We start from the raw sequence: 14712 nt of genomic DNA on the forward strand, positions 1-14712 counted from the left end.
GCGCGGCCGGGACGGGGCGGTGCCGGTCAGCCGACGACCGGGTCGCCCTTGGTGTAGGTCAGCCGCTCGACCTGGCCGTCACCGAACTGGTCCTCGACCTTCTTGCCGTTGACGTAGAGCTCGATCGCCCCGGCGTTGCCGAGGATCAGATCGATCTTCTCGCCGTCGACGAAGGTCTTGGACTCGCCCTTCTCCAGGAGGCCGTCGTAGAGCACCTGGCCGTTGTGCGCCTTGGCGGAGATCCAGCTCTTGTCGGAGATGGCGCTGAGCTTGACGGTGACCTTGTCCTGCGGGGCCGCGGCGATGGCGCTGTCGGAGGGGGCGGGCGGCTTGGGCGCGGCGGGCAGGCTCGGGGCAGGCTTGGGGCTGGGACTCTGCTGCTGCGTCTGGGTCGGGCCCTCGGCGACCTGGGCGCTCTTGCCCTTGGAGTCGCCGCTGCCGCTGAACATGGTGAAGCCGACGAAGCCGACGACCACCACGATCGCGGCGACCATGGCCGCGGTCCAGTTCGGGCGGCGCCGCTCGGGCCTGATCCGCTCGGCCTCGAACATGGGCGCGGCGGGTGTGGGCGCGGGGCGGCCGCCGTGGTCCGCGTCGTACTGCGCCACCAGCGGTTCGGGATCGAGGCGCACGGCACGCGCGACCGTGCGGATGTGCCCGCGCGCGTACACATCGCCGCCGCACTTGGAGAAGTCGTCCTCCTCCAGGCCGTGCACGATCGGGATGCGCACCCGCGTGATCGAACTGACCTCGTCGACGGTCAGTCCTGCCGCGATACGGGCCTGCTTGAGGGCGTGGCCGATCGTCGGCCGGTCGTCGTCAGCAAAGGAGGGCCGGTCGTCGTCGCCGAGGGAAGGCCGGTCGTCTTCGGGGGAGTTGCCGATGGACACGGGGGCGCCTTTCGAGCGTGAGCCACCTGCTGGGTGTTCAGTCTAGGGGGGGTACGAAAGGGTGGGGCAACCGGGAGGGTGGAGTTTGTACGCCATCGGAATGGCCTCCTCCCTTCCTCCTAACGGGTCAGGAGGGGGACATGTTCCTGGTCTTCCCTCAACTGGACGTACAGCCGGGGAAAACGGTTGCCCCACGCCCCTGCCCCTGTGCTCCATTCAGCCGCGGGAGCGACCCCCTGGGGCCCGCCCCGGGCCTTCAGGGAGCCTCCCCGCGGATCACCGCCAGCACACCGTCGAGTTCGTCCGGCTTGACCAGGACGTCACGCGCCTTGGAGCCCTCGCTGGGGCCCACGATCCCGCGCGACTCCATCAGGTCCATCAGCCGGCCCGCCTTGGCGAAGCCGACCCGCAGCTTGCGCTGAAGCATGGACGTCGAGCCGAACTGGGTGGAGACGACCAGCTCGGCGGCCTGGCAGAGCAGGTCGAGGTCGTCGCCGATCTCCTCGTCGATCTCCTTCTTCTGCTTCTGGCCGACGGTGACGTCCTCGCGGAAGACCGGCGCCATCTGGTCCTTGCAGTGCTGGACGATCGCGCCGATCTCGTCCTCGGTGACGAACGCGCCCTGGAGGCGGGTCGGCTTGTTCGCGCCCATCGGCAGGAACAGTCCGTCACCCTTTCCGATGAGCTTCTCGGCGCCGGGCTGGTCGAGGATGACGCGGCTGTCGGCGAGCGAGGAGGTCGCGAAGGCGAGCCTGGACGGCACGTTCGCCTTGATCAGACCGGTCACGACGTCGACGGACGGCCGCTGGGTGGCGAGCACCAGATGGATGCCGGCGGCGCGGGCGAGCTGGGTGATGCGCACGATGGCGTCCTCGACGTCACGCGGCGCGACCATCATCAGGTCCGCGAGCTCGTCGACGATCACCAGCAGATACGGGTACGGGGTGAGCTCCCGCTCGCTGCCCTCGGGCAGCTTGACCTTGCCGTTGCGGATCGCCTCGTTGAAGTCGTCGATATGGCGGAAACCGAACGCCGCCAGGTCGTCGTAGCGCAGGTCCATCTCGCGCACGACCCACTGGAGCGCCTCGGCGGCTCGCTTGGGGTTGGTGATGATCGGCGTGATCAGATGCGGAATGCCCTCGTACGCGGTGAGTTCGACCCGCTTGGGGTCGACGAGCACCATCCGTACGTCCTCCGGCGTCGCCCGCACCATGACCGAGGTGATCAGGCAGTTGATGCAGGACGACTTGCCGGAGCCGGTCGCACCGGCCACCAGGACGTGCGGCATCTTCGCCAGGTTGGCCATCACATAGCCGCCCTCGACGTCCTTGCCGAGCGCGACGAGCATCGGATGGTCGTCCTCGGCCGCGTCCGCCAGGCGCAGCACGTCGCCGAGGTTGACCATCTCGCGGTCGGTGTTGGGGATCTCGATGCCGACCGCCGACTTGCCGGGGATCGGCGAGATGATCCGCACGTCCGGGCTGGCCACCGCGTACGCGATGTTCTTGGTCAGCGCGGTGATCCGCTCGACCTTGACGGCCGGGCCCAGCTCCACCTCGTACCGGGTGACCGTCGGGCCCCGGGTGAAGCCGGTGACGGCCGCGTCGACCTTGAACTCCGTGAAGACGTTCTGCAGCGAGGCCACTATGGCGTCGTTGGCGGCGCTGCGCGTCTTGCCCGGGCCGCCCCGCTCCAGCAGGTCGAGCGAGGGCAGCGCGTAGGTGATGTCACCCGCGAGCTGGAGCTGCTCGGCGCGCGTGGGCATCTCGGAGTGCTCCGGCGCCGCCTTGGTGAGGTCCGGTACGACGGCGGGGGCGCCCGGGGTCGCCTTGGGCGCCGGCTTGGCGAGGTCGGCCTTGGCGGGCTGCGCCTCGGCCTTGGCCGCCGCCTCGCCGCGGGCCGTGGGGACCGGGGTGGTGTTCCCGCTCCCGCGCTCGCGCTCGACGGAGACGCCCTGCGTGAGGTCGGCGACGATCGGGGACGGCGGCAGGCCGTTCAGTACGGCGCCGTCGAGTGCGGCGGCCGCGGCGGCGGCCACGTCGACCGGGTCCATCGGCAGGTCGAACGCCGGTTGCACCGAAGCGCGCCGGGGCTTGCGGCGCTGCGAGAGCTCCGCCTGCTCGGCCTCGTCCGGGGCGTACTCGTCGACCGGGACGACGCGGCGCCCCGGCGTGCGCCGGGCGCGCGGCACGGGCTCCTCATCGCGCCAGTCGTCGTCGTAGAACTCGTCCTCGCCCGGCTCCCCCGGCAGCGGCTCGACGATGCCCAGGCGCGCGCCCAGAGCCCGCAGCCGCTGCGGGATGGCGTTGACGGGCGTCGCGGTGACCACGAGCAGCCCGAAGACGGTCAGCAGCACCAGCATCGGCACCGCCAGGACGTCGCCCATCAGGAATTCGAGCGGCTTGGAGGCGCCCCAGCCGATCAGGCCGCCCGCGTCCTGCATCGCGCTGGTGCCGTCGTCGCGGCCCGGCGAGCCGCAGGCGATGTGGACCTGGCCGAGCACGCCGAGCACCAGGGCGGAGAGGCCGATCACGATCCGGCCGTTGGCCTCGGGCTTCTCCGGGTAGAGGATGAGGCGGATGGCGATCGCGCCGAGCAGCAAAGGCACCAGCAGGTCGAGCCGACCGAACGCGCCGGTCACCAGCATCTCGACGAGGTCGCCGACCGGGCCGCGCAGATTCGACCAGGTGCCCGCGGCGACGATCAGTGCGACACCGAGCAGCAGCAGGGCGAGCCCGTCCTTGCGGTGGGCCGGGTCCAGGCCCTTGGCACCGCGCCCTATGCCGCGGAACATCGCCCCGACGCCGTGGGCCGCGCCGAGCCAGACGGCGCGCGCGAGCCGGTACACGCCCCCGGTGGGCGAAGGCGCCGGCTTGGGCGCGGGCTTGGCGGCCGCCGCCTTCTTGGCGGGGGCCTTTTTGGCGGGGGCCTTTTTGGCGGGAGCTTTCTTCGCGGGCGCGGCAGCCTTCTTCGCGGGCGCCTTCTTGGCGGGCGCGGCCGCCTTCTTGGCGGGAGCCGCGGTACGGCCGGTGCGCTTCGCGGTGCCCGCCGTGCCCTGGGAACCCTTGCCGGACGTACGTGAGGCCATGGTGCTGAGGTTACCGGGGCGGGCGGCGGTCGACACGACGGCCGGTGCTTCACCCGTTCGTGTCGTACCGAAAGACGATACTCACGTACGCACAAAGAGGGCTGACGCGTCATCAGCGCCAGGCCCCTCCGGGCCGCTCGGTTCCGCGCCGCCCAGTGGCCGGTGAGTGCCGCTCAGTTCTGCGAGGGCAGAGGCGCCGTGCCGCTGCCCGCGCCCGGCTCCAGGGCGTCAAGAGCCCGCCGCAGACCGGTGAGTTTGCGCTCCAGATGGGCGGCGGTGGCCACCGCGGCCGCGTCCGCCGACTCGTCGTCGAGCTGTTTGGAGAGCGCCTCGGCCTGTTCCTCGACCGCCGCGAGCCGCGCGGAGAGTTCGGCGAGCAGGCCCGCCGGCTCCTTGGGGTCGCCGGCCGTCTGACCGCCGCCCTCCAGCTGGAGCCGCAGCAGCGCCGCCTGCTCGCGCAGCTGACAGTTCTTCATGTAGAGCTCGACGAACACCGACACCTTGGCGCGCAGCACCCAGGGGTCGAAGGGCTTCGAGATGTAGTCGACGGCCCCCGCCGCGTACCCCCGGAAGGTGTGGTGCGGGCCGTGGTTGATGGCCGTGAGGAAGATGATCGGGATGTCCCGGGTCCGCTCCCGCCGCTTGATGTGCGCGGCGGTCTCGAAACCGTCCATGCCCGGCATCTGGACGTCCAGCAGGATGACTGCGAAATCGTCCGTCAGCAGTGCTTTGAGCGCTTCCTCCCCTGACGATGCCCGCACCAGTGTCTGATCGAGCGCAGAGAGGATGGCCTCCAGCGCCAGCAGATTCTCCGGCCGGTCATCGACCAGGAGGATCTTGGCCTTCTGCACCATGGCCCGTCCTCCTCGCCCCGGCAGTGCACCGGGCGCCGCCCCAGGGGACGACTCCCTTGCGCCGCCCGTCCTTGTGCCGGTCATGGTAGCCGCACCCCGCCTGTCGCCACACCCTGTCACCGCGATGTCACTGTGCACGTAGCAGAAACGTAGTGGGAGACCAGAAGGTTCCCCGAATACCGCCGTCTCACACGCCTTCGGCCACAGTCAGTCAGCAACTCGCGGTGAACCGCACGCCCGTCGATCACTTCCCGCGCATCCACTGCTCCATCACCGAGAGCAGATGGTCGGGATCGACCGGCTTGGTGACGTAGTCGGACGCGCCGGACTCGATGGCCTTCTCCCGGTCGCCCTTCATCGCCTTGGCGGTGAGCGCGATGATGGGCAGCCCCGCGAACTGCGGCATCCGGCGGATCGCCGACGTCGTGGCGTACCCGTCCATCTCCGGCATCATGATGTCCATCAGCACGACGGCCGTGTCCTCGTGCTGTTCCAGGACCTCGATCCCCTCGCGGCCGTTCTCCGCGTACAGCACCGACAGGCCGTGCTGCTCCAGGACGCTGGTGAGCGCGAAGACGTTCCGTACGTCGTCGTCGACGATCAGGACCTTCTCGCCCCCGAAGTGGAAGGTGCGCGAGGGCGCGCGCTCCGGCTCCTGGGCGGCCCAGGACTCCTGCTGCGCCTCCCCCGGCTGCCCGGGCAGCGTCGGCGCGGGCTCCGCGGAGAGCGCCTTGCGGCGGCGCCGGAACAGCCCGGCCGCTCCCGGCTGGCTCTCGCCCGGCGCGAGCGCCGCCGTCTCGTGCGGGACGAGGTCCTGCCGGGCGCCGTCGGCCGGGGCCCCCTCGGCGGCCGCGTCGCCGCCGGGCGGCAGCTGCGGGTAGCCCTGCGGCGGCAACTCGCTGGGGTGCAGCGGCAGATACAGCGTGAAGGTGGAGCCGCGGCCGGGCTCGCTCGCCGCGTGGATCTCGCCGCCGAGCAGCCGGGCGATCTCGCGGCTGATGGACAGGCCCAGGCCCGTGCCGCCGTACTTGCGGCTGGTCGTGCCGTCGGCCTGCTTGAACGCCTCGAAGATGACCCGCATCTTGCTGGCCGCGATGCCGATGCCGGTGTCGGTGACCGAGAACGCGATCAGATCGGCGTCCGCGTCGCGCAGCGAGCCCGCCTCCAGGAGCTGTTCGCGGATCGCGTGCGGGACGTCGGCGTGGGCGGGCCTGATGACCAGTTCGACGGCGCCGCTGTCGGTGAACTTCACCGCGTTCGACAGCAGGTTGCGCAGCACCTGGAGCAGCCGCTGCTCATCGGTGTGCAGCGTCGCCGGAAGCTCCGGCGAGACCCGTACGGAGAAGTCGAGCCCCTTCTCCGCGGTGAGCGGGCGGAACGTCGCCTCCACGTAGTCGACGAGCTGCACCAGGGCGATCCGGGTCGGGCTGACGTCCATCTTGCCCGCCTCGACCTTGGACAGGTCGAGGATGTCGTTGATGAGCTGGAGCAGGTCCGAACCCGCACCATGGATCGTTTCGGCGAACTCGACCTGCTTCGGCGAGAGGTTGCCCTCCGCGTTGTCGGCGAGCAACTTGGCGAGGATCAGCAGCGAGTTGAGGGGCGTGCGCAGCTCGTGCGACATGTTCGCCAGGAACTCGGACTTGTAGCGCATGGAGACCGCGAGCTGTTCGGCGCGCTCCTCCAGGACCTGGCGGGCCTCCTCGATCTCGGTGTTCTTCACCTCGATGTCACGGTTCTGCTGGGCGAGCAGCTCGGCCTTCTCCTCCAGCTCCGCGTTGGACTCCTGCAGGGCCTTCTGCCGGTTCTCCAGCTCCGCCGACCGCTCGCGCAGCTGCTCGGTGAGCTCCTGCGACTGCTTGAGCAGCACCTCGGTCTTGGAGTTGACGCTGATCGTGTTGACGCTGGTCGCGATCATCTCCGCGATCTGGTTGAGGAAGTCCTTCTGGATGTGGGTGAACGGCTGGAACGACGCCAGCTCGATCACCCCGAGGACCTTGCCCTCGAAGAGCACCGGCAGCACGATCACGTGCGCGGGCGGCGCCTCCCCGAGACCGGAGGAGATCTTCAGATAGCCCGGCGGCACGTTCTCCACCAGGATCGTGCGCTTCTCCTCCGCCGCCGTGCCGATCAGCGTCTCGCCGGGCCGGAACGAGGTGGGCATCGAGCCCGCCGAGTACCCGTAACTCCCGCGCATCTTCAGCTCGTACGGGCTGTCCTCGTCCCCGCCGACCTCGGTGGAGCCGCCGGTCGGCAGCGCGAGGAAGAACGCGCCGTGCTGGGCCGAGACCACCGGTGTCAGCTCGGTCATGATCAGGGAGGCGACGTCGTCCAGGTCGCGGCGGCCCTGCATCAGGCCGGAGATGCGGGCGAGGTTGCCCTTGAGCCAGTCCTGCTCCTTGTTGGCGACCGTGGTGTCGCGCAGGTTGGCGATCATCGTGTTGATGTTGTCCTGGAGGGCCTGGATCTCGCCCGCCGCGTCCACGTCGATCTTCAGGTTGAGGTCGCCGCGGGTCACCGCGGTGGCGACGGCCGCGATGGCGCGCACCTGCCGGGTCAGGTTCCCGGCCATCTCGTTCACGGACTCGGTGAGGTCGCGCCAGGTGCCGTCGACGTCGCGTACGCGCGCGTGGCCGCCGAGCTGGCCCTCGGTGCCCACCTCGCGGGCGACCCGGGTGACCTCCACGGCGAACGAGGAGAGCTGGTCGACCATCGTGTTGATGGTGTTCTTCAGCTCCTGGATCTCGCCGCGCGCATCGATGTCGATCTTCTTGGTGAGGTCGCCCTTGGCGATGGCGGTGGTGACGGTGGCGATCTGGCGCACCTGGCCGGTGAGGTTGTCGGCCATGGAGTTCACCGACTCGGTGAGGTCCTTCCACGTACCGGAGACGCCGGGGACGCGGGCCTGGCCGCCGAGGATGCCGTCGGTGCCCACCTCGCGCGCGACCCGGGTGACCTGGTCGGCGAAGGACGACAGGGTCGTCACCATGGTGTTGACGGTGTCGGCGAGGTCCGCGACCTCGCCGCGCGCCTCGACGGTCACCTTCTTGGTGAGGTCGCCGTTGGCGACGGCCGTGGAGACCCGGGCGATGTTGCGCACCTGGTAGGTGAGGTTCGCGGCCATCAGGTTGACGTTGTCGCTGAGGTCCTTCCAGATGCCGGTGACCCCGCGCACCCGGGCCTGGCCGCCGAGGATGCCCTCGGTGCCCACCTCGCGCGCGACCCGGGTCACCTCGTCGGCGAAGTTGGAGAGCTGGTCGACCATCGTGTTGACGGTCGTCACCAGCTCCAGGATCTCGCCCTTGGCGTCGACGGTGATCTTCTTCGAGAGGTCGCCCTTGGCGACCGCCGTCGTCACCTCGGCGATGTTGCGCACCTGGAACGTCAGGTTGTTGGCCATGAAGTTGACGGACTGGGTGAGGTCCTTCCAGGTGCCCGAGACGCCCTGCACCTCGGCCTGGCCGCCCAGGATGCCCTCGGTGCCCACCTCGCGGGCCACCCGGGTCACCTGCTCCGCGAAGTTCGAGAGCTGGTCGACCATCGTGTTCAGGACGTTCTTGAGCTCCTGGATCTCGCCGCGCGCGTCCACGTCGATCTTCTGCGACAGGTCGCCGCGCGCCACCGCCGTGGCGACCTGGGCGATGTTGCGGACCTGGGCGGTGAGGTTGCCGGCCATGCCGTTCACCGAGTCGGTCAGATCGCGCCACACCCCGGCCACGCCCGGCACCTGCGCCTGACCGCCGAGGCGGCCGTCGGTGCCCACCTCGCGCGCGACCCTGGTGACCTGCTCGGCGAAGCCGGACAGCTGGTCGACCATGTTGTTGATGGTGTTCTTCAGCTCCAGGATCTCGCCGCGCGCGTCCACGTCGATCTTCTGCGACAGGTCGCCGCGCGCCACCGCCGTGGTCACCTGGGCGATCTGGCGCACCTGCGAGGTGAGGTTGCCCGCCATGAAGTTGACGGAGTCCGTGAGTTCCTTCCAGGTGCCCAGGACGCCGTCCACCCGCGCCTGGCCGCCGAGCCGGCCCTCCGTGCCCACGTCCTGCGCCATCCGCGTCAACTGGGCGGAGAACGACGCCAGCTGATCGACCATCGTGTTGACGGTGTTCTTCAGCTCCAGCATCTCGCCGGAGACGTCCACCGTGACCTTCTGCGACAGGTCGCCGTTGGCGACCGCCGTCGTCACCTGAGCGATGTTGCGCACCTGACCGGTGAGGTTGCGGAACGCGTTGTTGACGGAGTCCGTCAGGTCCTTCCAGGTGCCGGCCGCGCCCGGCACCTCGGCCTGCCCGCCCAGGCGCCCCTCGACACCGACCTCCCGGGCCACCCGGGTCACCTCGGAACCGAACGACTGGAGCTGGTCCACCATCGTGTTGACGGTGTTCTTCAGCTCCAGCATCTCGCCCGCGACGTCGACCGTGACCTTCTGGGTCATGTCGCCGTTGGCGACCGCCGTGGTCACCTGCGCGATGTCGCGTACCTGCGTGGTCAGATTGCGGAAGACCGTGTTGACCGAGTCGGTCAGGTCCTTCCACGTGCCCGCCGCTCCCGGCACCTGCGCCTGCCCGCCCAGCAGGCCCTCGGCGCCGACCTCGTTGGCGACCCGGGTCACCTCGTCGGCGAACGTCCGCAGCGTCTCGGTCATCTGGTTGATGGTCTCGGCGAGCTGGGCGACCTCTCCGCGCGCGTTGACGGTCACCTTCTGCGACAGGTCGCCGTTGGCGACCGCCGTCGTCACCTGGGCGATCCCGCGCACCTGGGCGGTGAGGTTGCCCGCCATCAGATTGACGGAATCCGTCAGGTCCTTCCACACACCCGCCACACCGGGCACCTGCGCCTGACCGCCCAGCTCGCCCTCGGTGCCCACCTCGCGCGCGACCCTCGTCACCTCGGAGGAGAACGAGGAGAGCTGGTCGACCATCGTGTTGACGGTGTTCTTCAGCTGGAGCATCTCGCCGGCGACGTGCACGGTCACCTTGCGCGACAGATCGCCCTTGGCGACCGCCGTCGTCACGAGAGCGATGTCACGTACCTGGGCGGTCAGCCGGTACGCCATGGTGTTCACCGAATCCGTGAGGTCCTTCCACGAACCGGACATTCCACGCACCTGTGCCTGGCCGCCGAGCTTGCCCTCGGTACCGACCTCCAGTGCGACCCTCGTCACCTCGTCGGTGAACGCCGACAGCTGGTCGACCAGGTTGTTGACGGTCCGCCCCACCTTGAGGAACTCGCCGCGCAGCGGCCGCTCGGCGTTGTCCACCCCGTGCGAGCGCAGGTCCATGCGCTGTTCCAGATCGCCCTCGGCGACCGCCGACAGCACCCTGCTGACCTCGGAGACCGGCCTGGCCAGATCGTCCACCAGGGCGTTGGAGGCGTCGATGGCGGCCGCCCAGGAGCCCTCACAGGCCCCGTTCTCCAGCCGCTCGGTCAGCTTCCCCTCGCGCCCCACCATCCGCCGTACCCGGGCGATCTCACCGGTCAGATGGAGATTGCGGTCGGCGACCTCGTTGAACACGGCGGCGATCTCGGCCATCACCCCGTCCCCGGAGACGGTCAGCCGCTTGCGGAAGTTGCCGTCCCGCATCGAGGCCAGTGCGGCGAGCAGCCGCTGCAGCGCAGCGGTGTCCACCTCCGTCGTCCCCTTGCCGCGGGACCGTCCGCCCTTCGCGCGCGTGCTCTTGCCACGCGCCGCCACGCCAGACTCCACCGTGTCCCTCCCGCAGGGGTCGACCGCCCTCGTCGGGCTTTCTTCGAAGCCTTCCCAGTGTTTCACCATGGCCGAACCCGGCCATAACAGTTCGGCAGCTTCGCATACCGTCCCCGCCCTCGGAGGACGGAAACACTGGTGACCGGCATCCGCTAGGACAGTGAAGGTAAGTAACCTGGCTTCCGGCTGTCCAACCGCCCCGGTCCGTCCGAAGGCGGGAGCGCCCCCTGCTCCTCTTGAGCCCGGGGTGCAGCGGGCGCCACAAGGACGACCACGGGACACCGGAGGGGGCGGGCCACACATGGGAGTGTTGATTCCCGGGGGGCACCTTCCCGGTCCCCGGCAGGGGAAACCGGGCGTCGAGACGCGTACGAGGAGTTCTGTGATCACCGCGCGGGCGGAAGCCAGCTTCGAACCCGTCGGGCGGTCCGTGGCGACCGCCCGCGCCTTCGTCCGCGACACCCTCCAGGGCTGGGGGTACGCGGACGTCGTCGACGACGCCGTCGTCCTCACCAGTGAGCTCGTCACCAACGCGGTCGTCCACGCGGGCACCGCCGCGGACGTACTGTGCCTGCGCTCCGAGGACGGTGTCCGCGTCGAGGTCGCCGACCACTACCCCGAACGGGAGGTTCCGCTCCACGCCTCCCCCGCCGAGGTCGCGAGCCCCGACCGCGAGAACGGCCGCGGCCTGCTGCTGTGCGCCGCCATCGCCTCCCGCTGGGGCGTCGAGTACACCCCGACCCGCAAGCACGTCTGGTTCCAACTCGACCTCCCCGCCCGCCGGGTGGGCACCCGCTCGGCCGGACCGGCCCTGCCCGTGGAGCTGCTGCCCGTCACCGACGGCCGGGTCCGCGTCGCGGTCATCCAGATCGACCGCACCGGCGCCGTCCGCGCCTGGAACGAGGACGCCGAGGAGCTGTTCGGCTACCCGGCCGAGAAGGTCACCGGCAAGCCGCTCACCGACTTCGCGGCCTGGCCGCACACCCCCGGCACCTCCACCGGAATCGTCGAGGCCCTGCAACTCTCGCGCTGGGAGGGCAGCTACGGCATCCGCGGCGCCGACGGCCGCGTCCTGCCCGTGTACGCGTCACATCTTCGGGTACGCGACACCAATGGCGAGCCGTCCACCGTCTGCCTGCTGGTCCGCGACGACGAGCGGGCCGTCCTGCAGACCCCCGTGCGGGCCCCCGCCGACCCGGCGTCCATGGGCGAGAGCCGCAACGTCGACCCCTTCGAGGTCTTCATCGGCTCCCCCGCCCCCGACGACCTGGACGGACTGCTCCAGCGGACCGTGGAGCGCGCCCGCGACATGCTCGACGGCGACGCCGCGTTCCTGCTGCTGGCCACCGACGACGAGACCGAACTGGAGGTCCGGGCCACCACCGGCCTCCCCTCCGCCCGCCAGCGCTTCGCGCGCGTGCCCGTCGAAGCGGGCACCGGCCGCTACGGCTCGGCCAGGATGCCCGCCGTCCACGAGGACGTCGCGGCCCTCCCCGGCGCCGTCCCGATCCTCGGCGGCTCCGGCATGCGCTCGGTCGTCACCGTCCCGCTCAAGGTCGAGGGCCGTCTCACCGGCTCCCTCGGCGTCGCCGCCGAATCGGCCGGGCGCTACTCCAACGAAGAAGCGTTGCGCCTCCAGTTCGCCGCCGACCGCATCGCGCTCGCCGTCGAGTCGGCCCGCCTGGGCGAGCTCGAACGGCTGCGCCGAGGATCGCTGAGCTTCCTCGTGGAAGCCTCGGACCTGCTCGCGGGAACCCTGGACCGGGACCAGACGTTGGCCCTGATGGCACAGATGACCGTCCCCACCCTCGCCACCTGGTGCGCCGTCTACACGATCGCGGACCAGGCCTCGGATCCGTACCTGTCCTACGTCCTCCACGAGGACGAGGAGCGCATCGACGGCCTCAAGGCGCTCCTCTCCAAGATCGACCCGCCGGAGCCGGTCCCCACCCCGGGCGCCCGCGTCTGGACCGCCCCCGGCGAGGCGGCCCACCAGGCCGCGCTGCGCACCTCCATGCGCGACCTCGGCCGCGGCACCAGCCCGTACCTGGGCAGCGGCCTCGGCACCACCTTGTCCACGGCCGCCGCGGTCGGCGGCGAAACGGTCGTCCTGCCCCTGGTCGCCCGCAACCGCGTCATCGGCATGCTGACCCTCGGCAAGCCCTCCGACGACCACTTCCGCCAGGAGATCCTGGAGCTGGCCGAAGACCTCTCGCGCCGGGCCGCGCTCGCCCTCGACAACGCCCGCCTCTACTCGGAGCGCATGGCCATCAGTCGCTCCCTCCAGCGCAGCCTCCTGCCGCCGGGCCTGCCGCAGATCCCCGGCGTCGAGGTCGAGGTCATCTACCGCGCGGCCGGCGAGGGCAACGAGGTCGGCGGCGACTTCTACGACCTCTTCCCGATCCGCGACGGCGCGTACGGCTTCGCCATCGGCGACGTCTGCGGCACCGGCCCCGAGGCGGCGGCCGTCACCGGCCTGGCCCGCCACGCCCTGCGCCTCCTGGCCCGCGAGGGCTTCGGCGGCCCCGCGGTCCTGGAGCGGCTCAACGCCGCGATCCTCGACGAGGGCGCCCGCAGCCGCTTCCTGACGCTCCTGTACGGCGAGTTGTGGCCGCAGGAGGACGGCAGCGCGGTGCTGAAGGTCGTGTGCGCGGGCCATCCGCTCCCGCTGCGCCTGCGCCAGGACGGCACGGTCGAACCCGCCGCCGAACCCCAGCCGCTGCTCGGCGTCATGGAGGACCTTGAGCTGTACGAGCAGGCGATCACCCTGGACCCGGGCGACGTCCTGCTCTGTGTGACCGATGGCATCACCGAGCGCCGCGAGGGTACCCGGATGCTGGGAGACGACGGTCTGACCGACGTCCTCGCCACGTGTACGGGCCTGACCGCCGGCGCCGTTGCGGCCCGCGTCCTGCGCGCGGTGGAACGCTTCGCCGCCGAGCCCGCGTCCGACGACATGGCGATCCTGTCGATGCGCATCCCGGAACAGCCCCGGCGGTAAGCGGGCCGGGCGTCCGGGGCCCCGACGGGGCCGAAGACCACCGGAAGCCCGGTGGCCGTAGAAACGCGAAAGGCCCCGCCCAATTGGGCGGGGCCTTTCATCTTGCTTCTGAGCCCCCATGCGGAATCGAACCGCAGACCTTCTCCTTACCATGGAGACGCTCTACCGACTGAGCTATAGGGGCCGGTTGTTGTTTCGGGGTTTCCCCTTCACCAACGAGATAAAGCATACCCTGAATCAGACGGTGGTCCGAACCACGCTCGCCCGTTCCTCCGGCGCCCTTCCCAGTGCCCCCGTCACGCGGGCTGAAGCAGCCCCCCGAGCGCGTTGCAGACCGAGACCAACTTCCGTACGCCCGCGTCGGAAAGCCCGTCGAGGCGGGGCAGCGCGAGCGTCTCGTCCACGGCCCGCTCGGTCTGCGGCAGCACACACCCGACCCGCCTGAACTCCCGAGTCCGGTGTACGGGCGTGACCACGGGCACCTCGCACTCGACCCCGCGCCGCCGCAGCAGCCGCGCGAACGCGTCCCGGTCGGGCCGCCCGTTCCCGGGCACCCGTACGACATAGCGCTGGTACCCGTGCCCGGCGGCCGGTACGGGTGTCCGTACGCCGACGAGCCGCCGGTCCAAGTACCCGGCCCGCTCCCGGCGTTGCACGACGTCGCCGCCCGCGCCGTCGTCCTCGTCCTTCTCCACCAGCAACAGCCCGAGCCGGTCGGCGAGTTGCCTGAACTGCCCGGCGTCGGCCGGGTGCCCGAAGCGGTGGACGAGGACGAGCCCCACGGTCCGCGAGGTCACGACGGCCTCGATGCTCCCGACCCCCAGGCAGTACGTGTCCGGGTCTATGTCGGCGAACACCGGCAGGGCTCCGGCCGCGGCGACGGCCCGGGCCACCGCACCGTCGTCGTACGCCGGCACGATCACTTCGTCCCCGGCCGCGAAGCCGGCCGACTCCAGCTTTCCGATGATCCCCATAGCTGGGCATGGTGCTCGCACGACGTGAACAACAGGTGATCGGGCATAAAAAAACGCGGGTCCCCGAGCCGAAGCTCGGGAACCCGCGTTGAATATTTGTTCGGCGGTGTCCTACTCTCCCACAGGGTCCCCCCTGCAGTACCATCGGCGCTGAAAGGCTTAGCTTCCGGGTTCGGAATGTAACCGGGCGTTTCCCTA

6 protein-coding genes, 1 tRNA gene and 1 rRNA gene are annotated in these 14712 nt (G+C 70.5%); 1 reads left to right on the forward strand and 7 read right to left on the reverse strand.

Annotated features, from left to right (window positions below):
* Positions 1–26: 26 nt before the first annotated feature.
* The 4 genes from IE252_RS24725 to IE252_RS44530 form a co-directional block, all read right to left on the reverse strand.
* Positions 27–890 carry a helix-turn-helix domain-containing protein gene (locus tag IE252_RS24725; protein WP_190091666.1) on the reverse strand — a complete coding sequence of 288 codons (864 nt, stop codon included), beginning with the start codon at positions 888–890 and terminating at the stop codon, positions 27–29.
* 256 nt (positions 891–1146) lie between these two features.
* Positions 1147–3978 carry a DNA translocase FtsK gene (locus IE252_RS24730; RefSeq protein ID WP_190091667.1) on the reverse strand — a complete coding sequence of 944 codons (2832 nt, stop codon included), beginning with the start codon at positions 3976–3978 and terminating at the stop codon, positions 1147–1149.
* 173 nt (positions 3979–4151) lie between these two features.
* A complete protein-coding gene (locus IE252_RS24735) occupies positions 4152–4832 on the reverse strand; it encodes a response regulator (protein ID WP_190091668.1) in 681 nt (226 codons plus the stop codon).
* Between the two features lie 244 nt (positions 4833–5076).
* Positions 5077–10539, reverse strand: a complete 5463-nt coding sequence (locus IE252_RS44530) for a HAMP domain-containing protein (RefSeq protein WP_190091669.1) — start codon at positions 10537–10539, stop codon at positions 5077–5079.
* A gap of 301 nt (positions 10540–10840) precedes the next feature.
* Between IE252_RS44530 and IE252_RS24745 the strand changes: the two genes are divergently transcribed.
* Positions 10841–13540: a SpoIIE family protein phosphatase gene (locus IE252_RS24745; protein ID WP_190091670.1), complete on the forward strand. Its 2700-nt coding sequence runs from the start codon at positions 10841–10843 to the stop codon at positions 13538–13540.
* 111 nt (positions 13541–13651) lie between these two features.
* Here the strand turns inward: IE252_RS24745 and IE252_RS24750 are convergent.
* The 3 genes from IE252_RS24750 to rrf form a co-directional block, all read right to left on the reverse strand.
* Positions 13652–13724: transfer RNA gene (locus IE252_RS24750), tRNA-Thr, on the reverse strand.
* A 112-nt stretch (positions 13725–13836) separates the two neighbouring features.
* Complete coding sequence (locus IE252_RS24755) at positions 13837–14514, reverse strand: DegT/DnrJ/EryC1/StrS family aminotransferase (RefSeq protein ID WP_190091671.1); 678 nt, start codon at positions 14512–14514, stop codon at positions 13837–13839.
* Between the two features lie 98 nt (positions 14515–14612).
* Positions 14613–14712 (reverse strand): 5S ribosomal RNA (gene rrf / locus IE252_RS24760); the annotation flags it as partial.

This window comes from Streptomyces melanogenes (assembly GCF_014649795.1).
GTDB classification, from domain to species: domain Bacteria; phylum Actinomycetota; class Actinomycetes; order Streptomycetales; family Streptomycetaceae; genus Streptomyces; species Streptomyces noboritoensis.